Annotated in this window: 22 protein-coding genes and 1 pseudogene; 10 read left to right on the top strand and 13 right to left on the bottom strand. The window is 69.3% G+C overall.

Translation table 11 applies throughout. The features are described from left to right. Positions 1-10 precede the first annotated feature (10 nt). Positions 11-208: a hypothetical protein gene (locus EBL84_RS05645; RefSeq protein WP_005221303.1), complete on the bottom strand. Its 198-nt coding sequence runs from the start codon at positions 206-208 to the stop codon at positions 11-13. Positions 209-621: 413 nt separating this feature from the next. On the opposite strand from EBL84_RS05645, the gene EBL84_RS05640 reads away from it, so the two are divergent. The 3 genes from EBL84_RS05640 to soxZ all read left to right on the top strand — a co-directional run bounded on the left by EBL84_RS05640 (position 622) and on the right by soxZ (position 3,135). After that, positions 622-2,100 (top strand): M48 family metalloprotease, encoded by a 1,479-nt coding sequence (locus EBL84_RS05640; RefSeq protein WP_123139926.1) that lies wholly within the window; start codon positions 622-624, stop codon positions 2,098-2,100. Between the two features lie 197 nt (positions 2,101-2,297). After that, positions 2,298-2,771 (top strand): thiosulfate oxidation carrier protein SoxY, encoded by a 474-nt coding sequence (soxY, locus tag EBL84_RS05635; RefSeq protein WP_123139925.1) that lies wholly within the window; start codon positions 2,298-2,300, stop codon positions 2,769-2,771. 49 nt (positions 2,772-2,820) lie between these two features. After that, positions 2,821-3,135 (top strand): thiosulfate oxidation carrier complex protein SoxZ, encoded by a 315-nt coding sequence (gene soxZ / locus EBL84_RS05630; protein WP_123139924.1) that lies wholly within the window; start codon positions 2,821-2,823, stop codon positions 3,133-3,135. 40 nt (positions 3,136-3,175) lie between these two features. On the opposite strand, the gene EBL84_RS05625 is transcribed toward soxZ, so the two are convergent. Further along, positions 3,176-4,177 (bottom strand): lysophospholipid acyltransferase family protein, encoded by a 1,002-nt coding sequence (locus EBL84_RS05625; protein ID WP_255419406.1) that lies wholly within the window; start codon positions 4,175-4,177, stop codon positions 3,176-3,178. A 116-nt stretch (positions 4,178-4,293) separates the two neighbouring features. Here EBL84_RS05625 and EBL84_RS05620 point away from each other — a divergent pair, with 116 nt between their 5' ends. Beyond that, positions 4,294-4,725 carry a rhodanese-like domain-containing protein gene (locus EBL84_RS05620; RefSeq protein WP_123139922.1) on the top strand — a complete coding sequence of 144 codons (432 nt, stop codon included), beginning with the start codon at positions 4,294-4,296 and terminating at the stop codon, positions 4,723-4,725. Between the two features lie 15 nt (positions 4,726-4,740). Here EBL84_RS05620 and hscB read toward each other — a convergent pair whose 3' ends face one another. The 4 genes from hscB to EBL84_RS05600 form a co-directional block, all read right to left on the bottom strand. Further along, positions 4,741-5,298, bottom strand: coding sequence for a Fe-S protein assembly co-chaperone HscB (gene hscB, locus EBL84_RS05615; protein ID WP_223806177.1), 558 nt, complete (start codon positions 5,296-5,298; stop codon positions 4,741-4,743). A gap of 64 nt (positions 5,299-5,362) precedes the next feature. Beyond that, positions 5,363-5,845, bottom strand: coding sequence for a Fe-S cluster assembly transcriptional regulator IscR (iscR, locus tag EBL84_RS05610; protein WP_123139921.1), 483 nt, complete (start codon positions 5,843-5,845; stop codon positions 5,363-5,365). 98 nt (positions 5,846-5,943) lie between these two features. Continuing rightward, on the bottom strand, positions 5,944-6,753 hold the full coding sequence (cysE, locus tag EBL84_RS05605; RefSeq protein WP_123139920.1) for a serine O-acetyltransferase: 810 nt from the start codon (positions 6,751-6,753) through the stop codon (positions 5,944-5,946). Continuing rightward, on the bottom strand, positions 6,738-7,547 hold the full coding sequence (locus EBL84_RS05600) for an RNA methyltransferase (protein ID WP_123139919.1): 810 nt from the start codon (positions 7,545-7,547) through the stop codon (positions 6,738-6,740). The genes cysE and EBL84_RS05600 overlap by 16 nt, the downstream gene beginning before the upstream one ends. Positions 7,548-7,625: 78 nt before the next feature. Here EBL84_RS05600 and EBL84_RS05595 point away from each other — a divergent pair, with 78 nt between their 5' ends. The 4 genes from EBL84_RS05595 (at position 7,626) to EBL84_RS05580 (ending at position 11,705) form a co-directional block, all read left to right on the top strand. Next, positions 7,626-8,423, top strand: a complete 798-nt coding sequence (locus tag EBL84_RS05595; protein ID WP_123139918.1) for an inositol monophosphatase family protein — start codon at positions 7,626-7,628, stop codon at positions 8,421-8,423. A 198-nt stretch (positions 8,424-8,621) separates the two neighbouring features. Beyond that, positions 8,622-10,355 carry a 2-oxoacid:acceptor oxidoreductase family protein gene (locus EBL84_RS05590; protein ID WP_123139917.1) on the top strand — a complete coding sequence of 578 codons (1,734 nt, stop codon included), beginning with the start codon at positions 8,622-8,624 and terminating at the stop codon, positions 10,353-10,355. Then, entirely contained in the window at positions 10,348-11,190 is an 843-nt protein-coding gene (locus EBL84_RS05585; RefSeq protein WP_123139916.1) for a 2-oxoacid:ferredoxin oxidoreductase subunit beta, read from the top strand. Before EBL84_RS05590 ends, EBL84_RS05585 begins: the two co-directional genes overlap by 8 nt. Then, the gene (locus tag EBL84_RS05580; protein ID WP_123139915.1) at positions 11,187-11,705 is read left to right on the top strand and encodes a rubrerythrin; all 519 of its coding nucleotides are present in this window, start codon (positions 11,187-11,189) and stop codon (positions 11,703-11,705) included. Before EBL84_RS05585 ends, EBL84_RS05580 begins: the two co-directional genes overlap by 4 nt. Before the next feature lie 3 nt (positions 11,706-11,708). Here the strand turns inward: EBL84_RS05580 and EBL84_RS05575 are convergent, their stop codons facing one another. From EBL84_RS05575 to EBL84_RS05560, 4 genes are all read right to left on the bottom strand, one after another. Beyond that, positions 11,709-12,872 (bottom strand): DUF5610 domain-containing protein, encoded by a 1,164-nt coding sequence (locus tag EBL84_RS05575; protein ID WP_123139914.1) that lies wholly within the window; start codon positions 12,870-12,872, stop codon positions 11,709-11,711. Between the two features lie 249 nt (positions 12,873-13,121). Continuing rightward, positions 13,122-14,747, bottom strand: a complete 1,626-nt coding sequence (locus EBL84_RS05570; RefSeq protein WP_123139913.1) for a methyl-accepting chemotaxis protein — start codon at positions 14,745-14,747, stop codon at positions 13,122-13,124. A 363-nt stretch (positions 14,748-15,110) separates the two neighbouring features. Next, positions 15,111-15,503, bottom strand: a complete 393-nt coding sequence (locus EBL84_RS05565; RefSeq protein ID WP_190287894.1) for a superinfection immunity protein — start codon at positions 15,501-15,503, stop codon at positions 15,111-15,113. A gap of 74 nt (positions 15,504-15,577) precedes the next feature. Continuing rightward, positions 15,578-16,510 carry an AraC family transcriptional regulator gene (locus tag EBL84_RS05560; protein ID WP_123139911.1) on the bottom strand — a complete coding sequence of 311 codons (933 nt, stop codon included), beginning with the start codon at positions 16,508-16,510 and terminating at the stop codon, positions 15,578-15,580. Between the two features lie 154 nt (positions 16,511-16,664). Here EBL84_RS05560 and EBL84_RS05555 point away from each other — a divergent pair, with 154 nt between their 5' ends. Further along, on the top strand, positions 16,665-18,185 hold the full coding sequence (locus EBL84_RS05555; protein ID WP_123139910.1) for an aldehyde dehydrogenase family protein: 1,521 nt from the start codon (positions 16,665-16,667) through the stop codon (positions 18,183-18,185). A gap of 51 nt (positions 18,186-18,236) precedes the next feature. Here EBL84_RS05555 and EBL84_RS05550 read toward each other — a convergent pair whose 3' ends face one another. Continuing rightward, a complete protein-coding gene (locus EBL84_RS05550; protein WP_123139909.1) occupies positions 18,237-18,572 on the bottom strand; it encodes a hypothetical protein in 336 nt (111 codons plus the stop codon). A 155-nt stretch (positions 18,573-18,727) separates the two neighbouring features. Continuing rightward, entirely contained in the window at positions 18,728-19,132 is a 405-nt protein-coding gene (gene rsgA / locus EBL84_RS05545; protein WP_223806959.1) for a GTPase RsgA, read from the bottom strand. Between the two features lie 324 nt (positions 19,133-19,456). Here rsgA and EBL84_RS05540 point away from each other — a divergent pair, with 324 nt between their 5' ends. Further along, positions 19,457-23,788: a hypothetical protein gene (locus EBL84_RS05540; protein ID WP_148040267.1), complete on the top strand. Its 4,332-nt coding sequence runs from the start codon at positions 19,457-19,459 to the stop codon at positions 23,786-23,788. 39 nt (positions 23,789-23,827) lie between these two features. On the opposite strand, the pseudogene EBL84_RS05535 reads toward EBL84_RS05540, so the two are convergent. Beyond that, positions 23,828-24,519: pseudogene (locus EBL84_RS05535) on the bottom strand (transposase); the annotation flags it as partial.

Raw genomic sequence — 24,519 nt, 5'->3', positions numbered from 1 at the left:
CGGACCGGGGTCACTCCCTGACCCAGTTGGCGAAGTTCTCGGCGTTCTTCTCCTCGCCGTCGTCGTAGCCCGCGGCATAGGCCTCGGTCAGGCGCTGTTCCTCGCGCTTGGGGTTCTGCAGGAAGCCGCACTGCCAGCCCTGGATGTATTCGTCATCGACGCCGAGCTGTTCCATCTTGGTGACCGCGTCGTAGTAGAACTGATTCATGTCCGAGTCTCTCCGCGCTAGTTCGTGATGGCGCCCGGCCGGGACGCTCGCCCGGCCGGGTCTCGATGCCGGCCGCCGGTGTCGTCCGCGCGGCCTCGTCCTCTCCATAGAGACGTTGATCCCCGTCGCTGCGGGGCTTGCGGGGCGGGTGGGCAGCGGTTGGCGCCGCGTCCTCACCCGTCACCACCCCGGCCAGCGGCTGGCGCGCATGGTATACGCAGCGTTGGCGCGCGGTGGGTGGTTAAGAATACAGCGGTTTTCTAATAGTTGACAACGCAGTTGGGTTTGTCGGGGCAATGAGGATTCTCAATCGTCGCCGGGCGTCGACATGACGCGCGATGTCGGCGAGGATGGGGCGGAAACCTCGCCGTCTCCTTCTGATCTGATTCGTCGGTTATGTGATGAAGCGATCCATGTGTCGACTGCCACGCCTCCGCCGCCTGCTCGCCTCGGCGCTGCTCCCGGCCCTGCTCGGTGCCGGAGCGGTGCAGGCCCAGCACTTCGAGTTGCCCGATCTCTCGAGTTCGGCCGATGCGGTGATGACCCAGGGCGCGGAGACCCGTCTCGGCAAGGCCTTCATGCAGCACGTGCGCGAGCGTCTGGCGGTGCTCGACGATCCGTTGCTGGCGAGCTATATCGAGTCGCTCGGACGCTCGCTGGTGCTCGCCGACCCGGATGCCGAGGGGCGGCGTTTCACCTTCTTTCTGATCGACGAACCGGTGGTCAACGCCTTCGCCGGTCCGGGCGGTTATATCGGTGTCTATGCCGGACTGGTGCTCGCCGCCCAGACCGAGAGCGAGCTGGCGGCGGTGATCGCCCACGAGATCGCCCACGTCACCCAGCGCCACCTGATGCGCGGGGTCGAGGACCAGAGCCGGCTCAGCGTCCCGGCGACGGCGCTGCTGGTGGCCGCGGCCATCCTCGGCGCCCAGGTCTCGAGCGATGCCGGGATGGCGGCGATCGTCGGTATCCAGGCCGCGGCGATCCAGCACCAGATCAATTTCACCCGCGAGAACGAGAAGGAGGCCGATCGCATCGGTATCTCCACCCTGGTGCGCGCCGGGCACGATCCCTACGCCATGGCCGGATTCTTCGAGCGGCTCTCGCGCGCCGGGCAGATCCACGACAGCGCCGCCCCCGAGTTCCTCCGCACCCACCCGGTGACCAGCAATCGCATCGCCGAGGCGCTGCAGCGCGCCGAGCGCTTCGGCGCCCGCCAGCGTCCCGATAGTCTGCGTTTCCATCTCACCCGCGCGCGGTTGCGCGAGCGCGCCTATGACCGCGCCGAGCAGGCGGTGGCGCACTTCGGCGCGACCCTGCGCGAGGGGCGCTACCGCAACGCGCTGGCCGAGCGTTACGGCTATGCGTTGGCGCTGTTGCGCGCGCGTGATTACGGCGGCGCCGAGCGTGAACTCGCCCGGCTGCTCGCGGCCCAGCCCAGCCAACCCGAGTTCGTGGTGCTCGAGGCCGAGCTGGCGCAGCGGCGCGGGCGTTCGGACGAGGCGCTGAGCATACTCACCCAGTCGCTGGCGCTCTCGCCGAACGACTGGGTGCTCGGCACCGTGCGGGCACGACTGCTGCTCGAGCAGGGCCGCGCGCGCCAGGCGCTCGACGCGCTCGAGGACCTGGCGCGGCTGCGCCCCGACGACGTCATGCTCTACGACCTGCTCGAACAGGCGGCGCTCAAGTCCGGCAACCGTGCCGCGACCCATCGCTATCGGGCCGAGCGGCTCTATCTGCTCGGCGACCTGGAGCCGGCGATCCGCCAGCTTGAGATCGCCCTGCGGCAACGCGATATCCCTTATCACGACGCCGCCCAGATCCAGGCGCGGCTCGATGCGTTGCGCGAGGAGGAGCGCGACCGGCGCGAGCGCGACGACCCGCTGGGCTGAGCGTCGCGCCTGCTCCTCACGATATCCGCTGTCCCGCGACCCGCTCGCTCGAGGCGCCGGGATGGCGACGCACGACAACAACAACGCCCGATGGACTCGGGCACCCAGGTTCCGCGCGCCGCTGTCGTGAACACCGGCAGCGGTCCTCCTCCAGCGGATCCGCAGACCATCCACCCATGCTCGATAGGAGAGAGTTGATGATCGATGCAAAACGCAGAATCCTGCTCAAGGGCTCGCTGAGTGCAGGCTCGATCGGGATCGCGGTGAGTGCCGGGTTGCTGTCGCCCCGGCTGGTACTCGCCGACTGGAACGAGGCGGCCTTCAAGGCCAGGGAGATGCCCGAGGCGCTCACGGCGCTGGTCGGCAGCGAGAGCGCCGAGCGCGACGAGCGCATCCGCATCAAGGCCCCGGACATCGCCGAGAACGGCGCCGTGGTGCCGGTGACGGTCGAGGCCGATATCGAGGGTGTCACCTCGATCGCGATCTTCGCCGAGAAGAATCAGACCCCGTTGATCGCCTCCTTCGAGCTCGCACCCAACGCCATGCCCTTCGTCTCCACCCGGATCAAGATGGCCGAGACCGCCGATGTCACCGCCGTGGTCAAGGTCGGCGATCAGGTCTTCAAGAACAGCAAGAGCGTGAAGGTGACCATCGGTGGTTGCGGCGGGTGACAGGACGCCATCGCAGCGAGCTCAACGGATAACCTGAGGTAGAGAGCCAATGTCTGATATCAAGATCCGCGCCAAGACCAAGAACGACGTGACCACGGTCAAGTGTCTGATGAGTCACCCGATGGAGACCGGGCTGCGCAAGGACAGCAAGACCGGCGAGCCGATCCCGGCGCACTTCATCCAGGAGGTGGTGTGCAAGGCCAAGGGGGAGGTGGTGATGACCGCCTCGTGGAGCGGCGGGGTGTCGAAGAACCCCTATCTGTCGTTCAAGTTTGCCGGGGGCGCCGAGGGCGATCCGATCGAGATCACCTGGACCGACAACCAGGGGCAGACGCAGAGCGCCTCGACCACCATCTCGTCCTGATCTCGCGCGGCCGGCGGTCTGCCGCCGGCCGCGCCTCCGCTCAGCTCGGCGGCGCGTCCTCGGCGAGCGCCGCGTGCCGCTCGCGCAGCCGCGCCACCTGCTCCAGCGCCTCGGCGTCGGAGAGCCCGCCACTGTAGATCTTCGGCCAGCCCTCGGGGCGACGTCTGAGCCGCTTGTAGGGCCAGATGTACTGGTTCGGGCAGGTGCGCACACACTGCTCGATGCCCTGGTTGAGGGCGCGCGCGGCGACCTCGTCGTCGGCGCTGTCGATGCCCTCGGGGGCGCGGATGCAGTGGATGCGGAAGCCGCTCTGGTCGTCGAGCCGTTCGGCGAACATGAAGATCACCGGCGCCCCGGTGCGCCGCGCCAGGCGGTTGACCAGCAGCATGGTGAAGGCGGGGATGCCGAACAGCGGCGCGAACACCGCCCCCTTGTCGGCCTTGGGCTCCTGGTCGGGCAGGACGCCGACATAGTCGCCGCGCTCGAGCGCCTGCACCAATACGCGGATGCCCTTGCCGGTGATCGGTGCCAGGGTCGCGCCGCTGCGCCCGCGGGCGCGCCGGATCAGGTCGTCGAGATACTTCTGCGGCTTGTAGAAGATCGCCGTCGGTCCCTGCTCGGCGAGATAGAGTCCGGCCAGCTCCCAGGCGCCGATGTGCGGCGAGAGCACGATCAGCCCCTTGCCGTCGCGCCGCTCGAGCAGCTCCGCCCCGCGCACCTCACGGACCAGCGAGAGGGTCTGCTCGACGGGGCGCAGCCACAGATGGGCGATCTCGCAATAGGTCTTGGCGACCTCGCGCAGGGTGTCGTCGCGCAGTGCGAGCAGTTGCTCGCGGTCGCGCTCGGGGAAGTTGAGCGCGAGGTTGATCAGGGCGTTGCGGCGCTGACGGTTGGGCCAGCGCGCAACCAGCCAGCCGAGGCCGTTGCCGAGACGGTGAGCGAAGGCCAGCGGCAGACGTGCCATCAGTCGCATCAGCGCCCGTGCCAGCGCGTCCTTGATGCGTACGTCCAGCGGGGGTCGTGGATCTCGATGTGTCGCCAATACTGTCTCCCGATGCTTGCGCTGGGCGGTGATGCCCGAGGGCGCTAGGATAGCCGGACGCGCCTCCGCGCGCGGCACAATAACAAGAGCGATCCCACCACCAACGAGGAATCCCCATGCACGACGCTGCTCCGCAGAGTCTGACGCCGCAGCAGGCGCAGGCGATGCTCGACTCCCACCCCCAGGCGATCCTGGTCGATATCCGCTCGTCGATGGAGTATCTGTTCGTCGGTCACCCCAAGGGCGCGGTGCACGTACCCTGGATCGACGAGCCGGACTGGACCGTCAACCCGGACTTCGAGACCGAGATCCGCAAGCTCCTGCTCGGCGGCGCGAGCTGCGAGTCCGACACCGAGCAGTGCCCGCCGGTGATCCTCATCTGTCGCAGCGGCAAGCGTTCGCACGAGGCGGGCAAGGCGCTGCTCCAGGCCGGGCTCAAGCGTGTCTATCACGTCGGCGAGGGGTTCGAGGGCGAACTCGACGAGCACCATCACCGCAGCAGCCTCGGCGGCTGGCGCTTCCACGGTCTCCCCTGGGAGCAGTGCTGAGCCCGCGGGTCGGGCTCAGCCCCGGCGCTGGAGCGCGTCGCGGCGCTGCTCGGCGTCGCGCCGGCACAGCGCGATGAACTCGAGCTGGTGCACCAGGTCGTGCGCCAGTTCGAGATTGTCCGTCGAGGGATCCTCGAACAGGGTCCGCAGCTCCTTGGCCAGTACCGCGCTCTGCTCGGCCAGATCGGTGAGCACGCTGGAGACGGCGAGCGCGGTGCGGGTGCGGTTGCTCACCTCCTGGAGCTGCTCGCGCAGCTCGAGCTGCTCGACCAGCAGCCCGGCATTGCCCCGTCCGCGCCCCAGCTCACGCCCGTGCAGGCGCAGCAGATAGCGCGCGCGCGCCAGTGGGTCGAGCAGCGTGCGGTAGGCCTCGTCGAGTTGCGACGGCGAGGCGGCGGCGAGGGCGGTGTCGGCGCGGGCCTGGGCGCTCAGCGCACGATAGCGCTCCGCCAGGCGGTTGGTGTCGACCGTGAAGCTCGTCGGCAATCCGAAGAGCTCGAAGTGGTTCTTGGCTGCGTCCAACTCGGCGAAGACAGTTGGGTGGATCTCGGGCATCCCGCCGCCCGGGGTCATCCGCACGGCTCACCCAGATCCTAGGCCCTCGGAGCGCGTGCTGGCAAGGCGTTTGCGCGCCTGCTCAGGTGTTGGCGGCGACCCGCGAGACGTCGAGCTTGACGTCGACGGTGGCGCAGGAGGTCGGTGGGTGCGGCTGGGTGGCCTCGCGCTTGTCGACGAGCTGCTGCAGGGTGATGGCGTTGAGATAGTCGAAGATGTGGTCGCTGAGGTCGTTCCACAGGTCGTGGGTCAGGCAGGGACCATTGTTCTGACAGTTGTGGGCGCCGCCGCAGCGGGTGGTGTCGACGTTCTCGTCGACCGCGGCGATCACCTCGGCAACGCGGATCTCGGCGGCGGTACGGGCGAGGTTGTAGCCGCCGCCCGGGCCGCGCACGCTGGTCACCAGCGCACGCTTGCGCAGCTTGGCGAAGAGCTGTTCCAGGTAGGACAGCGAGATGCCCTGGCGCTGGGCGATGTCGGCCAACGCGATCGGTCCCCGGCCCTGGTGGATGGCCAGGTCGAGCATCGCGGTGACCGCGTAGCGGCCTTTGGTAGTCAGTCTCACGTTGCACCCAAGGGAAAATACAGCGAACAAGTGTAGGGTTATTCTACGTTACCCGACCGTTACGATCAATTAATCCGCACCACGCCAGGGCACTGCGCTCAGCGCTGGCGTGCATCCTCGGGTCGGCGCTGACCCGAGTCGGCGTCCGTCTCGCCGTCGGTGGCCGGGGGGATGCTCATCGCGTCGAGATCGCACTCGTGCTCGAAGCGGCGCATGATGCCGTGGCCCTCGAGTGCCTGCGACATCAACTCCATGCGACTGTCCATCTGGTGGATATGATCGAGCATGCGGTTGATGGCGTTGGCCACCGGGTCGGGGACATCGCGGGTGGCGCCATAGGCGTCGAAGCCGATGCGTCGGGCGGTGTCGGCGCGGCGCTTGCTCGCCGCATCACGCGCCGGCTCGATGACCCGGCCCGGCACCCCGACCGCGGTCGCTCCGGCCGGCACCGACTTCACCACCACGGCGTTGGAGCCGATGCGCGCGCCGTCGCCGATATCGATCGGACCGAGCACCTTGGCCCCGGCACCGACCACCACGTCGCGCCCGAGGGTGGGATGACGTTTGCCCTTCTCCCAGGTGGTGCCACCGAGCGTCACCCCGTGATAGAGGGTGCAGTCGTCGCCGATCACCGCCGTCTCGCCGATCACCACGCCCATGCCGTGGTCGATGAAGAAGCGCCGGCCGATCACCGCGCCGGGGTGGATCTCGATCCCGGTGAACAACCGCGCGATGTTCGAGAGCAGGCGTGCGGCCCACTTGAACTCGCGCCGCCACAGACCGTGGGCGATGCGATGGACCACCACCGCGTGGATGCCGGGATAGGTGGTGAGCACCTCGAAGGTGGTACGCGCCGCCGGGTCGCGGTCGAAGACGCAGGCGATATCCTCTCTCAGTCGTCTGAACATGTGGTGTCCTTGGCGGTGGGGGCGGGTTCCGTTGGCGCCGGGTCGTCGCGCCCGGGGCGCTTGCGACCCTGGGCGGCGCTGAGGATGCCGCGCAGGATGTTGATCTCGGTGCGGTCGGGGCGGGCGCGGTTGAACAGCCGGCGCAGACGGATCTGCAGGGTGCGCGACTGCTCGATGTCGCCGAAGCCGACCGCGCGCATGGTCGCTGCGAGATGGCCGTGGAGGCCCTCGAGGTCGGCGGCGTCGGCCAGATCGGGGCGCTCGTCGACGTGCTCGCTGAGGCGGCCGACGAGGGCGTGGCGACGCAGTTCGTAGGCGAGCACCTGGACCGCGGCGGCGAGGTTGAGCGAGCTGAACTCGGGGTTGGTGGGGATGTGCACCAGATAGTGACAGCGCGACAGCTCGGCGTTGGTCAACCCCGAGCTCTCGCGCCCGAACAGCATCGCCACCTCGCCGTGGGCGGCCTCGGCGAGCAGTCGGCCGGCGGCCTCGGCGGGGTCGAGCACCGGCCATTCGATGCTGCGCAGCCGGGCGCTGGCGCCGATCACCAGACGACAGCCCTCGAGCGCGCTGTCGAGGTCGTCGTGGATGCCGGCGCGCTCGATCAGGTCATCGGCGCCGGCGGCGCGGGCCAGGGTCTCGGCGTCCGGGCGTTGACGCGGCGCGACCAGCTCCAGACGCGACAGGCCCATGGTCTTGAGCGCACGCGCCGCGGCGCCGATGTTGCCGGGGTGGCTGGTCTCGATCAGCACGGCGCGGATGCGCCCGAGGTTTTCTTCGCTGGTTTGGGTCATGGATGGGGCGTTCTCTCAAGACGCTGATAGGGTTCTCAATCTATGATACGCGGACCACATCCGTTATCTTTCATCCTTATGCATCCAAGCCTCAACATCGCCATCCGTGCCGCGCGCAGCGCCGGCAAGATCCTCCTGCGTTATCTCGATCACGTCGACCACATCAAGGCCGAGACCAAGGGACGCAACGATTTCGTCAGCGACGTCGATCGTCTCGCCGAGGCGACCATCATCAAGGAGCTGCAGGCACGTTTCCCGGGCCACGCGATCCTTGCCGAGGAGAGCGGTCTCCACGGCAAGGGCGACTATCAGTGGATCATCGATCCGCTCGACGGCACCACCAACTATCTCCACGGCTTTCCGCAGTTCTCGGTGTCGATCGCGCTCAAGCACAAGGGGCAGCTCGAGTGCGGCGTGGTCTACGATCCGCTGCGCGAGGAGATGTTCACCGCCGCGCGCGGCGAGGGCGCCCAGCTCAACGACCGCAAGATCCGGGTCGCCAAGCGCCCCTCGCTCAACGGTGCACTGATCGGCACCGGCTTCCCGTTCCGTGACCAGCGCCATATCGACGCCTACATGGGCATGTTCAAGGCCATGACCCTGGCCACCGCCGGGCTGCGTCGTCCGGGCTCGGCGGCGCTCGATCTCGCCTATGTCGCCGCCGGACGCACCGACGGTTTCTGGGAGCTCGGCCTGTCCGAGTGGGACTGCGCTGCCGGCGCCCTGCTGGTGCAGGAGGCGGGCGGTACGGTCAGCGACCTCGGCGGTGGCAATCGCTTCCTCGAGACCGGCAATCTGGTCGCCGGTAACGTCAAGGTCCACAAGGCGATCCTCGAGACCGTCGCGCCCTTCCGCTCCGAGCAGCTCCAGGCCTGATCCCGACCGGCCCGCGCGGCGGGTCCGGTCGCCCTCCATCGAAACGCCCCTCGACTGTGCCAGATCAACCGGGACGCTCGGCGTCGCGGCTATGATCGGTGCACGGGGGTGTGTCGTGGTGTCCCCGAAACCGCTTCGCACCCCATCCCCGCGCCGCCGATCCGAGTGCGGCGCACCGGCCTGGGAGGAGTGCCCGCGATGCCGTGCAATCGCGACCCCGTCGCCCCCGAGGGCATGCTGGCGATCACCGGTGCAGGTGGTCACGGCGCCCTCACCACTGCCCAGATCCTGCTTGCCGCGCTCGGTCGCGCCGGTGTCCACGGGTTGCTGACGCGCGCCGCCGGTCCGCAGATCCGCGGCGGCGAGTCGGCCGCCACCCTCCGCTTCGCCTCGCGCCCGGTCGCCTGCATGGCCGATCGGCTCGACTTGTTGCTCGGGCTCGACTGGGCCAATGTCGAGCGCTTCGTCGACGAGCTGCCGGTCGACGCCGACACCCTCATCCTCCAGGACGTCGCCAGCGCGCCGCCGCCGCCCTGTCTGACCGGGTGCGGCGCACGGGTGCGGGCGCTGCCGCTCGCCGCGCGCGCCGCCGAGATCCCCGGGGGGCGCGCCAACATGGTCGCCCTGGGCGCGCTCGGCGGCTGGCTGGGGTTGTCTCATGCGGCGCTGAGCGCGGCCAGCGAACGGGTGCTGGCGAGCAAGGACGCCGCCACCCGCGCTGCGGCCATCGCCTGTCTGGAAGCGGGGCTGGGGCTGGTGGAGCAGGGTGGGTGTAGGCCCGTTGGCGACGCTGCCGGGCTGTGGAACCTCAGCGGTAACGAGGCCGCCGGTCTCGGCGCGCTGCGCGCCGGGGTGCGCTTCGTCGCCGCCTACCCGATCACCCCGGCGACCGAGCTGCTCGAATGGCTGGCGCCGCGGTTGCCGCAACGCGACGGTCAGCTGCTCCAGGCCGAGGACGAACTGGCGGCGGTGAACATGGTCATCGGCGCGTCCTTCGGCGGGGTGGCGGCGCTGACCGCCACCTCCGGCCCCGGACTGAGCCTGATGGTCGAGGGGCTGGGACTGGCGGTGGCCAGCGAGACCCCGCTGGTGGTGGTCGACGTGCAGCGCGGCGGTCCCTCGACCGGGATTCCCACCAAGACCGAGCAGTCCGATCTCGGTCTGGCGCTCTACGGGCTCCACGGCGATGCCCCGCACCTGGTGCTCGCGCCCCTCGGTATCGCCGATTGTTGCTTCACCCTGGAATGGGCGGTGGGGCTCGCCGAACACCTGCAGACGGTGGCCATCGTGCTCTCCGACCAGGCGCTCGGCCAGTCGCGCGCCATCGTCGATCCGCCGCCACGGGCCCCGCTGCTGCCGCCCCGACTGGTGCCCGACGGGCCCCTCGATGCGCCCTTCCAGCGTTATGCACCGAGCGTCGACGGACGCTCGCCGATGCCCGCACCCGGCCGGTCGGGCTGCCGCTATGTCGCCGAGGGACTGGAGCACGACGCCTCGGGGACGCCCTCGAGCCTGGCCGCCGATCATCGCCAGCAGCTCGACAAGCGCGCGCGCAAGCTCGACGGTCTCGATCCGGGGCCCGATTGGGCCGAGATCCGTGGTCGGGGTACGCGTTGTCTCGTCACCTGGGGGAGCAGCGCCGGGGCGGTGTTCGAGGCCGCCGCGCGGCTCACCGCAGCGGGGCATCCGACCCGGGTGATCGCGCTGCGGCTGATCGCCCCGCTGGCGCGCGCTGCGCTGCGCGAGGCGCTCGATGGCGCGGCGTGGATATGGGTGGTCGAACTCAATCAGGACGGCCAGCTGTTTGCCCATCTCCATGCCCAGCGGGTGCTGCCGCCACAGGCGCGCGCGCTGGCCCGGCCCGGCCCCCTGGCGTGGCGACCGGGCGAGATCGTCGCCGCGGTGCTGGATGCGGAGGAGACCGATGACTGAGTCGCAATCACCGACCACCTCGACCCTGCGTGCCCGTGACTACAAGTCCGGGGTGACACCGGTGTGGTGTCCGGGCTGCGGACATCACGGCGTGCTCGCGGCGCTGACCCGGGCGCTGGCCCATCTCGAGTTGCCGCGCGAGCGCCTGGCGCTGATCTCCGGCATCGGTTGCTCCTCGCGGCTGCCGGCCTATGTCGCCGCCTACGGCTTCCACGGCGTGCACGGTCGCGCCCTGGCGCTCGCCGGCGGTCTCAAGGCGGCGCGCCCCGAACTCACCGTGCTGGTGCTCGGGGGCGACGGCGACGGTTTCTCGATCGGCGGCAATCACTTCCTGCATGCCTGTCGGCGCAACCAGGACCTCACCTATGTGGTGATGGACAACGAGGTCTACGGCATGACCAAGGGACAGGCCTCGCCGACCACCGCGCCCGACTGGCAGCAGGCCAAGCTCACGCCGCACGGCACCGGGATGCCGCGCTTCCTGCCCACCGCGATCGCTCTGGCCGCCGGCGCCGGATTCATCGCCCGGGGCTTCTCCGGCGATCCCGCGGGCTTGAGCCGGTTGCTGGTCGAGGCGATCGAGTATCCCGGATTCGCCCTGGTGCACGTGCTCACCCCCTGTCCCACCTTCAGGCCCGAGCATCGCGACTGGAAGGGGCGGGTGCATGTCGATGACACGGGGCCGAGCACCGATCCGGTGGCGGCGGCGCGCCGGATCCAGGCCGATGACGGCAAGACCCTGGGGCTGCTGTTTCGCCGCGCCCTCACGCCCTGGCGGGCCGAGCAGGCTCCCGCGTGCACGCTCGAAGAGATCGAGTCGGGGCTGCTGGCATGAGCGCGGGCCCGGGGTCGGTGGATTCTCTCGCGGCGCTGCTCGCCCACGCGTTCGAACTCGAACACGCCAGCCACGAGCGCTATACCGAACTCGCCGCCGGGATGGCGCTGCACCACAATGCGCCCGCGGCGGCTGCGTTCGATCGACTGGCCGGGCTCAGCGAGGCCACCGTGGCCCGGGTCGAGCACCGCGCGCGTGGGCTGTGTCTGCCGCGCATCGCGCCCTGGGACTTCGCTTGGTGTGGTGACGGTGCGCCGGCGCCCGATGTCGGCGGGGAGGGCGTCGACTATCTGATGAGCGTGGCCGAGGTGCTGGAGCTGGGCATGCGCGATGCCCGGTGTCGTCGTGACTTCTATGCCGGGTTGGTCGATCAGGCGGCGCCCGAGGTTCGCGAACTCGCCGTGTTACTGGCCGCCGCGAGCCGCGCTCAGTTCGAGCGGCTCGCGGCGTGGCGCGCGGCCTGTGCCTCGGGGGCGCGACTCGATGACTGGGATCCGCCCAACCTGCCCGAGTAGTCCTCAGTCATCGCTGTCGGTGCGCCGTGGCGCGAAGGCGTCGAGCAGTCGGCTCATGTGCGAGCGGAAGTCGTCCTGCTGCTGCTTCTCGGCGCTGACGAAGCGCTCATCCTGCTCGACCAGGCCCTGCATCAGCTCGGCACCGCTGGCGCGGGCGTCCTCGAGGAAGCCGAGCGCAGGCTGCGAGAAGCGCTCCTGCATCTGATCCATCAGCTGACCGATCCGACGACCGGGGCGCTCGCTCTGCGAGTCGTTGCCGAGTTGCTGGGTCTCCTGATAGCGCTGGGCCTGAGCGACCGAGTAGCTGGTACTCGAACTCATGTTCAGCTCCATGCGCGAGAGCTGCCCGGCGTCGAACGAGAGACTGCCGGCCTGGGAAAAGGCCGCCTGCACGTCGCCCTGGAAGAAGCTGTTGGCCAGCTCGCTGGTGTCCTGTACCAGGTTGCGGATGGCGTCGAGCTCTTCGGTGTCGAGATCACCCTTGACGCTGAAGCTGTAGTTGCTGGAGGCGCTGCGCGAGACGTCGAACTGCGCCACCTGATTGCCCTCGCTGTCGCGTGCGAGTGCTGCAGTGGCGCTGTAGTCGAGCTGCTGGCCGAAGTCGATACGCACGCTGTCGCCGTCGCGGGTGCGCACCTCGAGCGAGAAGGACTCGGCGTGCTGGAAGCGCTCGGCGACGCCGATGGCGGTAGTGGCGCTGCTCGCCGTGCTCTGGCCGCCGGGGGCCAGGCCGTCGAGCGCGGCGAAGGTCAGTTGCTCGGTCTCGTCGAGCTGTTCGGCGACCTTGCCCTGGAGCATGTCGAGGTTGGAGAGGATCTCGCGCGCCTCCTCGAAGCCCTTGCGTGCGCCCTCGACGGCCTGCTGATAGAGCTGTTCGACCTCGGCCTCGGAGCGGCCACGGGCGCGGGCGCTCTCCAGCCCGGTGGCCACCGCATCGGCGATGCGGTTGGCGACCTTCTCCGGGGTGAAGTTCTCGGCGTCGAGCTTGCGCACGGCATTGGCGTCCATGCCGGGGATGTGCGCGGCGAGTCGCTCGAGCACCTGCTGCTGTGGCGCCGCTGCGCTGCCGTCGCGGGTCGCTGTCGTCGGCGAGCCCGATGCGCCGGCACCCGAGCGCAGGGTCGTGAGCGATTGGAGCTGCGAGACGGATGAGTGGAGCGAGATCATCTCTGGGCCTCCGGGGCGAGTCTGTTCCATCCCTGAGTAACGGCCGCGGCAAGAGGTTCTTGAATCTTAGCTATCAGCGATCAGCCTCCAGCTGCCAGTCATGGCTGCCAGCCTTCGGCGCTGGCAGCTGGTCGCTGGTGGCTGAACCACCAACGGCGAGTCTCCAGCTCTCGGCCTTAGTCATGGGCGCTAGCCTTCCCTGGCGGCTGGCGGCTGGCGGCTGGCGGCTGGCGGCTGGCGGCTGGCGGCTCAGATATGGAAACGCCCGAGCAGGGTCTGGAGTTCGAGGGCGAGCGCGGCCAGGGCCTCGCTGGCGTGGGCGATCTGGCCGGAGGTGGTGGCGGCGTGCGCGGTGCCGTCGTTGATGTTGGAGACGCTGCGGTTGACCTCCTCGGCGACCGCGGACTGCTCCTCGGCAGCGCTGGCGATCTGGGCATTCATGTCGGTGATGGTGCTGATCGACTGGGTGATGGTCTGAAAGGACCCGGCGGCGTGCGTGGTCTGGGCGACGCCTTCGCCGGCCTTGGCGCGACCGCGCTCCATTGCCTCGACCGCGCCGAGCGCGCCGCCCTGCAATCGTTCGATCATCTCCTGCACCTCGGTGGTCGAGGCCTGGGTGCGACTGGCAAGGTTGCGCACCTCGTCGGCGACCACCGCGAAGCCGCGCCCGTGCTCACCGGCGCGTGCCGCCTCGATCGCGGCGTTGAGCGCGAGCAGATTGGTCTGGTCGGCGATGGCGCGGATCACGTCGAGCACCTTGCCGATCTCCTCGCTGTCGGCGGCGAGGCGCGAGATCGCCTCGGCCGCGCTCTCGACCTCGAGGGCCAGCGCATCGATGGTGGTGTTGGCCTCGCCGACCACGGCGCTGCCGGCCTCGGCCTCGTTGTCGGTGTTCTGAGCCGCCTGCGCGGCCTCGGCGGCGTTGCGTGCGACCTCGGCCACGGTCGAGGCCATCTCGTGCATCGCGGTGGCGACCTGCTCGACCTCGCGCTGTTGCTGGGCGACGTGTTCGCGGCTCTCGGTGCTGGTCCCGGAGAGCTGCTCGGCGGCGGCCGAGAGTTGGCTGGCGGCGCCGGCGACCTGGCTGACCAGCGTGTGAATGCGCGCGATGAAGGCATTGAAGGCGTGCGAGAGATCGGCGATCTCGTCGTTGCCGTGGACCTCGAGACGCTGGGTCAGGTCGCCCTCGCCCTCGGCGATGTCACGCAGTCGCGCGGTGGTGGCGCGCACCGGTCGGACCACCAGGCGGGTGAGCAGCACGCCGAGCAGGGCCGCGAGCACCAGTGCGACGCTGGCCGCGCCCAGCATGCTCCAGCGTGCCAGCTGGCTGGTCTCTGCGGAGATGGCGATGCTCTCCTGCTGCTGGGCCTGGAGCGATTCCTCGAGCACCCCGAACAGATGGCGCAGGGTCTGCAGGTAGGCGAGGGTCTCGTTGCGATAGATGCGCAGCGCCTGATCGTGATCGCCGCGCTGTAGTGCGGTGTTGATCCGCTTGGCCGACTCGTGGACGGCGCGATGCGGGACCGCGATGGTGTCGAAGGCGGCGCGGAACGCTTCGGGGTAGCGCGCATAGCCCGGGTCGTTGCGCAGGCTGTCGTACCACTTGCCGAAGTCACACCGGTGCGGGTCGAGTTCGCCGGTGAAGGGTTGGTCGAGCAGCAGACTGAGCCCGAGATCGTTGACCCAGGCCAGGTGGTCGATCTCCTTGACCAGCTGGAAGTTGGATTGCTCGAAGCTCTTGATCAGCGCCTGCTGGACCTTGTCGGTGCGTTGCAGTCCACTCCAGCCGATCAGCGCGATCAGCAGCATGAAGACGAGTATGACGGTGAGGGCCAGGCCGATCTTGCGGCCGAGGCTGAGATGGATGCGGGACATGTTGGCTCGGTTGTTCTTGACTGTGCGTGTGGACCGGGGCGGTCCTGGTCGTTGTCTTGCCGAGCGGCGATGCGGGCGGGGTCGGACGTGATGAGTGCGGGCGCCCGGATGGGCGGGCCACGTCAAGACCGGGCGTGATCCGTGCGCTCGGGCGATTGGATCCTCGGGCGAGCGATCCCTGCTTCGCGAACTCCTTCAGACCATGCGCCCGGGGCGATTGCCACGCGATTGTAACCTGATCGTCACCGGGTGTCCGGGGTTCAGGTCACGGAAACCCGGTGACTTTTGTACGCCGGGTGTCCGTGTTGCCGGCGAAGGTCGAGGCGGCCGTGGGGCGGTTCGGGCCGCGCGACGACGGGCCGATCAGGCCTGGGGTTCGGCGCCGCCCTGCGGGCTGGGTTCGCCGTCGCCGAGCAGTGCCCAGAATAGCACCGCGACCCAGCCGACGAGGGTCCAGCCGAAGAGCACATTGATGAGAGTGATGCGCAGACGTCTGGTCAGTCCGCGGTCATGGGCGATCAGCCCGGGCAGCACATAGAGGGTGAGGAAGACCGCGGAGAGGAAGAGACCGCTGACGTCGATCGGGTAGAGCGCGTTGATCCCGACCAGCACGACCAGCCAGCCGAGCAGCAGCGCGGTGACGCTGAGACGCAGCCCGAGCGCCTGGGCGAGCCGCATCGGTGCGGACGAGGCGATGCGGTCGATGGTGTCGCGCCAGTCGGTGCGGGTCTCCGGGGTGGGGTGTTCCTGGGCCATGCTCGATGTCTCCAAAGTGCGAGAAGGGGGCAGCATAGTCCAGAACCCGGGCGAGTCGGAAGCGAGCCGGCGGGTCAGCCGGGCAGGGGCGGGGCGGCGTGCGCTCGGTAGCGGCTGGGGGCGACCCCATAGCGCGCCTGGAAGCGGCGCGAGAAGTGGCTCGGGCTCTGGAAGCCGACCTCGTAGGCGACGCGGGTGACGGCCATCCCTAGGTCGAGCAGCTCGGCGGCACGGCGCAGCCGACGCTCGAGCAGATAGGCGTTGGGGGTGCAGCCGAGCAGGGCGGCGAAGCGGGCATAGAATCGGGTGCGCGACATGCAGCTCAGTCGGCACAGCCGCTCGATGTCGAGCGGCTGGGCGAGATGACGCTCGATATGGTCGAGCACCGCGCTGAAGGGGTCGTGATCGGGCTCGGCGGCGGCGCAGGCGAGCAGGAACTCGCGCCCCTGCTGGCGCAACAGCCGGCCCAACAGCTCGTCGACGCCGTGATCGAGTACCAGGTCGTTGTCGGCGTCGGCCTGGAGAAAGCTCCCGGCGATGCGTTCGAGCAGGCGCTGGGTGGCCTCCGAGTGATGGCCGTGCCAGCTGTGCCGAGACACCGTCTGCCAGCTCCCGCGCCCGCGCGGCAGCGGCGCGTGGCGATCGAGCCGGTCGCACAGTCGGCGCAGTCGCTCGCGCTCGACGGCGATGGTCAGGCAGCGCGTCGGTCGTTGCAGCGTCGCCTCGGGGAAGTCGATCAGCACCTGCTCGCCGGGGGCGAGCACATAGGACTGGTGCGGCAGGAAGTCGTGCGCCGGGTGCGGGCCGTGCATCCGCTTGCGGCCCTGGGTCATCGCGCAGTAGAGCAGCTCCTCGGCGCGCAGCGGCACGTCGCGGGCCGGGGCGAAAGTGTCGTAGATCGACAGCTCGGCCGCGTGACGCGCGAACAGCGTGCGGTTCTCGATCAGGTCCACCGGCGGTTGCGATGGCAAGGCGGTGTTCAACGACATCGGTACGCTTGGCGACATGCTGTTCCCTCCGTGGTCCCCGGGCCTGGACTGTCAGGCCAGTCTTGGGGACTGCGGGGCAAGTATTCGATGGTCATGCCCCGTTAACGTCCTGTTGCCGGCACGGCGCGTGTCTTGCCGCCCAAGCGATGACGACAACAGGAGGATCTGAGCCATGATCTATGCCAACCCTGGTGATCCCGGCGCCGTGGTGCGCTTCGCCGAGCGCTATGAGAACTTCATCGGTGGCGAGTGGGTCGCCCCGGTCAATGGTCGCTACCTGGACAACGTCAGCCCGGTCAACGGCCAGGTGTTCTGTCAGGTGGCTCGCTCGGACGCCGCCGACATCGCCCTGGCGCTCGACGCCGCCCATGCCGCCGCCCCGGCCTGGGGGCGGACCTCGGTGACCGAGCGCTCCAACCTGTTGCTCAAGGTCGCCGATCGGATCGAGGCCAACCTGGAGCGGCTGGCGGTGGCCGAGAGCTGGGACAACGGCAAGGCGGTGCGCGAGACCCTGGCCGCCGACATCCCGCTCGCCGCCGACCACTTCCGCTACTTCGCCGGCTGTATCCGCGCCCAGGAAGGCTCGATGGCCGAGATCGACGAGCACACCGTCGCCTATCACGTCCACGAGCCGCTGGGCGTGGTCGGGCAGATCATCCCCTGGAACTTCCCGCTGCTGATGGCCGCCTGGAAGCTCGCCCCGGCGCTGGCCGCGGGCAACTGCTCGGTGCTCAAGCCCGCCGAGCAGACCCCGGCCTCGATCATGCTCTTCATGGAGCTGATCGCCGACCTGCTGCCGCCCGGGGTGATCAACGTCGTCAACGGTCTCGGCGAGGAGGCCGGGCAGGCGCTGGCCACCAGCGAGCGCATCGCCAAGATCGCCTTCACCGGCTCGACCCCGGTCGGCCAGCACATCCTGCGCTGTGCCGCCGACAAGCTCATCCCCTCGACCGTCGAGCTCGGCGGCAAGTCGCCCAACATCTATTTCAGCGACATCCTCCGTCACGAGGACGACTATCTCGACAAGTGCGTCGAGGGACTGGTGCTGGCCTTCTTCAACCAGGGAGAGGTCTGCACCTGTCCGTCGCGGGCGCTGATCCAGGAGGACATCTACGAGGACTTCATCGGCCGGGTGATCGAGCGCGCGGCGCGTATCAAACGCGGCAACCCGCTCGACACCGACACCCAGGTCGGCGCCCAGGCCTCGCAGGAGCAGTTCGAACGCATCATGTCCTATCTCGACATCGGTCGCGAGGAGGGCGCCGAGGTGCTGATCGGCGGCGGTGCCGAGTGTCTCGACGGCTGTCTGAGCACCGGCTACTACGTGCAGCCGACCCTGCTCAAGGGGCGCAACGACATGAAGGTCTTCCAGGAGGAGATCTTCGGCCCGGTGGTCGGCGTGACCACCTTTCGCGACGAGGCCGAGGCTATCGCCATCGCCAACGACACCGAGTTCGGGCTCGGCGCCGGGGTCTGGACCCGCGACACCAACCGCGCCTACCGCGCCAGCCGCGCGATCCAGGCCGGGCGCGTCTGGGTCAATTGCTATCACGCCTATCCCGCGCACTCGGCCTTCGGCGGCTACAAGAAGTCGGGGATCGGCCGCGAGACCCACAAGAAGGCGCTCGACCACTACCAGCAGACCAAGAACATGCTGGTGAGCTACAGCACCAGCCCGCTGGGCTTCTTCTGAGCGCACGGGGCCGCCCCCGGGGTGCGAGCCCCGGGGCGGTCCGTCGGACGATTAATTGAACATCTGGCAGGAGATGCTGCACGAGGACCTGGTGAAGACGGTGCCCGGCGGGCAGGGCATGCGCTGCGGGACGTCCTCGGGTACGCAGACCGTCGTCTGGTGCGGCTCGAAGCTGCCGACCGAGGTCGTCCAGCCGGGCGGGCACTGATAGCGGATCTCGAGCGGCGGGCGGGCGACGTGCAGGTCATCCGGGTCCGGGTGTTGCTGGACCTCGACCTCCCTCGGGTCGGGTTTGGTGAACTGATCCCTGGGCTCGGCCTGGGTGGTCGGCGCCAGTCCGGTGAGCAGGGCCAGGGAGAGGCCGAGTGCGGTCACGGTAGGTCTCATGCGCGGATACCTCGCTAGTCCATTGATCGAGATGATGTCCTTGCGCGCGCTCCTGGCACCGATCTGCAGGGATGCGATCGGTGAGGCGCTCGCCTCACCGACCGAGCCGTGCCACCGGACCGCGTGTCTATTGAGCCGGGTCCTGTCGTCACGGGTCAGCGTCTCAGCTGTTTCTTCACCGACTTGAGGTATTTGCCGAAGTCGCGGTCCTTCTTGCGCCGCTCGGCATGGGAGCGCTGGTGGAAGGCGGATTCCTCCCGGAGCTTCAGGTAGCTGTCGAGCTGTGCCCGACCGATCGTCCCGACCTCCACCGCCTGCAGGATAGCGCATCCGGGCTCGTCGGTATGGGTGCAGTCGCGGTAGCGGCAGTGCTGCGCGAGCGCGGTGATCTCGCCATAGCTGGCGTCGAGACCGCCCTCGGCGCCGATGACGCCGAACTCGCGCATCCCGGGGTTGTCGATGACCAGCGCGCCGCCGGCGAGCCGCATCAGCTCGCGTCGTACCGTGGTGTGACGTCCCTCGCCGGTGCCGCTGACGCCGCCGGTCTCCTGACGTGCCATCGGTCAGCAGCTCGATCTGGGGACGCTTGCCGAGGCCGGATGAGCCGACGAGACAATGGGGCCTGCGTGGGCGAGCAGCAGTTCGAGCGTCTCCAGCCCCTCCCGGGTCACGCGGCTCAGTGTCAGCTCAGGGTTGGGTTCGAGTCGAGCCACTCGGACAGGCGTCAAGCGTCTTCCATTCGGTCTGCATCGCAAACCAGGCGTGTCAGTCCGGTGATTCCCCTTAACAGGCGCATTTTCTGCGCGACTCTGCGGTACCCTCCTGCGAACGCAACCCATCATCGTCGCCATAGGGGGGACTCGATGTCTCGTTCAGGACACCCGGTGCTTGCTGCCCGCGAGAACTCCGATGCGCATCTCGGTCCCCCGGCCTTGGCGCCCTTGACCGCGCTCTTCGTCGTCCTCGCCGTGCTGCTCCTGCCGGCGACGACGCTCGCCCAATCGGCGCCAGAGGTTGTGTCTCCGGGCCAGGAGACGACATCGGGCGCGATGATCGAGGGGCAAGCGCTCGATCAGGTGGAGGACTGGCGGCTCACCGGCGTTCCTGCCGAGCTGCAGGCATGGGTCCCGTGGGCGCTGCGAGACCAGGCCGCCGCGCTCGGCTGCACCCCCGCGCTGGCCGCCGGCGCCGCCCTCGATCCCGTGTGTGCCTGGCCGGGACCGCTCGTCCTGTCGATCGGGCGCGAGGCCATGAGCTTCCGACAACCCTGGACCTTGCTCGAGCGGGGCTGGCTGCCGCTCCCCGGTCAACGCGGGGCCTGGCCGACCGAGGTGACGCTCGACGGCGCGCCCGCGACCGTGGTCGATCGGGACGGGAAGCCGTTCCTGTTCCTGGATGGCCCCCGCGCATCCGCCCGCGTCGAGGGCGAGATCGCGTGGCTCCGCCGCCCGACGCAGCTGTCCATCCCCGAGCAGGTCGGGGTGGTGCTGGCGGCCGACGGCACGCCGCTCCGGCTCGACGACAACGGCGATCTCTGGCTCCAGCGCCCTCGCGAGGCGACGCCGGCGGCGCCCCAGGACTCGCTGTCGATCAAGGTCTTCCGGCGCTTCACCGATGGCAACCCGATGGTCGTCGTCACCCGGCTGCTGATCTCCGTGACCGGGCGCGAGCGATCCCTGACGTTCGCGGACTTCCTGCCCGAGGGCTTCGTCTCCCATCAGGTCGAGAGCGCGCTCCCGGTGGGCATCGATCAGGCGGGGCGGCTCGAGATCCAGGTCGGGCAGGGCTCGCACTCGGTCGACGTCCTGGCGCACGCCACCGGCGACATCCTCAGCATCCCGGTTCCCGATGTCGCCGGCGAGGGCTGGCCCGGCAGGGAGCTGTGGTCGTTCCAGGTGGTGCCGGAGCTTCGTTCTCTCGGCTTCACCGGGCTGGATCAGATCGACCCCAGCCAGACCGAGATCCCCGAGCCGTGGCGCGGCGATCGCGCCTTCCTGGCCGAGGCCGGCAAGGCCGGATCACTCGATGTGCAGTTGCTCGCCGATATCGGCTCGGGCGTCGGGCGTGTGGACCTGCGCCGCGAGGCGTGGCTCGACTTCTCCGGTCGCGGGCTGACGTTCCGCGACAGCATCACCGGCGAGCTGTTCGCGCCGGGCCGCTTCTCGTCGCCCCTGGACATCGGCCGTCTCGAGCTGAACGGCACACCGTGGGTGCTCTCGGAGATCGCCGCGGACGACGCGGCGGCGTCGCTGGACGGGATCGAGGTGCCGGCGGGGCGACTCGCGCTCACCGCGGAGGGGCGTCTGGAGACCGATCCCGAGCAGTCCGGCACCTTCCCCCTGCGGCTCGCGAGCAATGGCTGGATGGCCGAGAGCGCGGTGTTCGACTCGGTCAACACCACCATCAACCTGCCGGCGGGGTGGCTCGCCGTCGCCGCCTTCGGCACCGACAACCTCCCGCAGACCTGGCTCACCAAGTGGAACCTGCTCGATCTGTTCCTGCTCATCCTGGTCGCCGCGCTCTTCGTCAAGGCCCTGGGCCTTTGGGCCGGGGTGCTGTGGGTGATCGTCGGGGCGCTGACCTGGCAGTTGCCCTTCGGCGGCGGGTCGCTGTGGATCGCCGTCATCCTCCTCGGCATCCTGACGCGGGCGTGCTACCAGCGCGACATCCCGCGTCTCGGCAACCTCGTCGGCGGGATCGCCGCGGTGCTGTTCGTCGTGCTCGCCGTGTTCGTCGCCTCCTACACGGTCTATGCGGTCAAGACGTCGCTGTTTCCGCAGCTTGATCGCAACTTCGCCAACCGCTACGACGCGGCGTTGTCCAGCCCGAACCGCGCGATGGGGTTCGCCGAGGCCGAGATGGCGATGCCGTCATCCGCGCCCATGCGAGGCAAGGCCGCCGCGCCTTCTGACTATCTGGGCCTCGATCAGGACGGTGGTCGCCTGCAGGTGATCGTCGATGCCGAGGCCAAGATCGGCACCGGGCCGGGACTGCCCACCTGGCGCGGCAACCAGACCACCCTTGCCTGGCAGGTCCCGAACGTTCCGGATGCCTTCGAGTCCGCCTCGCTCTATCTGCTCACGCCGATGATGTTCGGCGCCGCGAAGCTGATCGGCGCGGGCGGTCTCATCGTGTTGCTGGTGGCATTGGCCTTCCGCGGCTACCGGACCTATCGCGACCGGCCCGCGGCATCGGACGAGGAGGCGATGACGCTCGACGTCGACGCCGCCCGGTCCTCGTCGCCCGCCGTTGCGCTGATCGCCGTGGCGGTGCTGTCGAGCCCCGCGCTCTTCGTCAGCGACGAGGCGCTCGCCCAGTCCGCCGGCTATCCCTCGGACACGCTGATCGAGGCGCTGCGTTCGCATGTGCTCCGCTCCCCCGAGTGCGCGCCCAACTGTGCGTCCTCGGGCGACATGCGGGTGATGATCTCCCGCGCCGACGACCAGCAGGGGTGGACGCTGCGGCTGCTCCTGGACGTCTCCGCCCTGCACGAGACCGCCTATCCGCTCCCCGCGCGACGCTCCGAGTGGCAGCCACGGGCGGTCCTGCTCGACGGCGAGACGACGCCGGTGCGCGCGGATGCCGCATCGCGGATCAGGTACGTCCGCGTGCCCGCCGGGCGACACACCCTCGAGCTGTCCGGCGCCATCCCGCCCGGCGGGCTGACCCTGACGCTCAACGCCCCGCCGCAGCGAATCCGGGTCGACGCCCCGGACATCTGGCGCGTCGATGGCGTCTCCGCGCTCGGGCTGTCCAACGGCAGTCTCAGCATCGCGCCCCGGCAGCGCGCTGAGGCCGGGGACGCGAGCGCGCCCGATACCGCGGGACTCGAACCCTTCACCCGGGTGCTCAGGACCATCTCCTTCGGTCCCAAGTGGACGGTCTCGACGCGGGTGCAGCGCCTGTCGAGCAGCAGCGACAGCGCCGTCGTGCTGGTGCCCCTGCTCGATGGCGAGCGCGTCGTCTCCTCGGGCCTGTCCGTTCGGGACGGCCGCATCGAGATCCCGTTCCGCGCCGGCCAGACCGAGCGTCGGTGGAGCAGCGAGCTGGAGTTCGCCGATCGCATTCGTCTGGAGAGCCCGGGCGGGGGCGCGTTCAGCGAGACCTGGGCGATCGCGGAATCCCCCTTGTGGCGCGTCGAGGCGGTCGAGGACGAGGGCGTCGCAACCCTCCAGCAGGGGGCGCTGCGGACCTGGAAGCCCTGGCCGGGACAGCGCCTCGAACTCAACGTGACCCGGCCCAAGCCGGTGCCGGCCGCAACCATGACGGTGCGCGCCTCGACCCTGACCGTCATGCCGCGGGCCAAGGGCTCCCGATACACACTGGAGGTCAGCATCCAGTCCAGTCAGGGGGATGTGCTGCCGATCAGGCTGGCGGCCGGGTCGCGCTTCGAGGCGCTCGAGGTGGATGGCTCCAGACGGCACGTCCGAGAGACCGCGCTGGAGGATGGCCGGGTGGAGCTTCAGGTCCCGATCGATCCCGGTCTCCATAGGGTCCTGGTGAGCTGGGATGCCGAGGCGGCGATCGCGACGCGCTACCGGGTCGAGCCGGTCGAGCTTGGCGTGACCGCCGCGACGAATCTCAGCGTCAAGGTGATGCCCGCCGAGGATCGATGGGTGGTCTGGACCGCCGGTCCCTCCATGGGGCCTGCCGTGACCTTCTGGGCGCTGCTGATCGCCGTTGTCGTCGCGGCCCTGGTGTTCGGGGCGATTCGCGGGATCCCGCTCAAGCGTCTCGATTGGTTCGTGCTCCTCGTCGGGCTGACGCAATCGCTCCTTGCCGCGGTGGTCGTGGTGGTCTGGGTGCTCGCCTTCCATGCGCGCGGTTGGTTGTCACCGAAGGCCTCGGCGTGGCGACACAACCTCGTGCAACTGGTGCTGGCGCTGCTGACCGTCGCGGCCTTCGCCACGCTGCTCGACTCGATCCCGTCGAGCTTGCTCGGCCAGCCCGAGATGCATATCGCCGGCAACGGATCGAGCGCCGATGCGTTGCAGTGGTATCAGGACCGGGTCGAGGGTGAGGCGTGGGTGGCACTGCCGCAGCCCGAGATGATCTCCGCCTGGGTGATCGTCTACCGGGCATTGATGCTGCTGTGGGCGCTGCTGGTCGTGCGCCTGGTCGTCCGGCTGGCAAGCTGGGCCTGGGCGCGGTTCGTCGCCCCCGTGGCGTTCAAGCCGATCGGGAGAGGGGCACGGCGGGCGCAGCCGAAGGTCTAGCGTGCAGGGGCTGGCGCGGCCAGGGACAGGCCATGCGCACTATCGGCCAGGAACGGGCGAGGGCGATGCGGTCGCTGCCGGACGATCCGTCGGCGTGGTCGGGCCGAAGAGGACCATGGCGCGGCGCACGCCGCGTAGATAACGACACTCTCGCCGTGCCGCGAGCGCGGTCAGTCGCTCCGGCGCACCGATCGCCGCGCCGAACCCCTTGAGCAGGAAACCCGCGTGCTCGACGAAGCGCTCCGGCGCGATGCCGAGTCGGGTGAGAATCTCGGGCAAGTCCGACGGGATCGCCCCGCGCTTGCGCGGATGCAGGGCGCGGCCGAGCGAGTCGACCAGGGTCAGATAGCCGTCGAAGGTGAAGGGGATTGCCGCGGGGACCTCGGCGGGGTTGCCGAAGGGCAGTAGTGGGGCAGGGGGCAGGCGGTTGAGCGCAGCTTCCCAAAGATTGGCGCCGCGAGCATCTGGTGAGCTGTCGGCGTGGTCGGTCCCGGGCGCTGCGGCGGTGCACGCCGTTGGTGGGGCGTCGACAACCTCAGGTGTCGATCGCTCTATGACAGCGAACGATCGTCCTGCCGTGTCACCTTCGTCCGCGCGCAAGTCAGCGATCCGTGCCGCAATCCCGGTATGCGCGCTCTCCTCCGGCGTCTCCGCGATCCCCGCCCGAATCGGGTTGAGATCGACATAGGCCATCACCGCCAGCAGCGCCGTCTCGTCGAGGATCGCCTGTG

This window comes from Marichromatium sp. AB31 (assembly GCF_003718685.1).
Classification (GTDB): Bacteria; Pseudomonadota; Gammaproteobacteria; order Chromatiales; family Chromatiaceae; genus Marichromatium; species Marichromatium gracile.
This window is presented reverse-complemented; position numbering and strand designations above follow the sequence as displayed.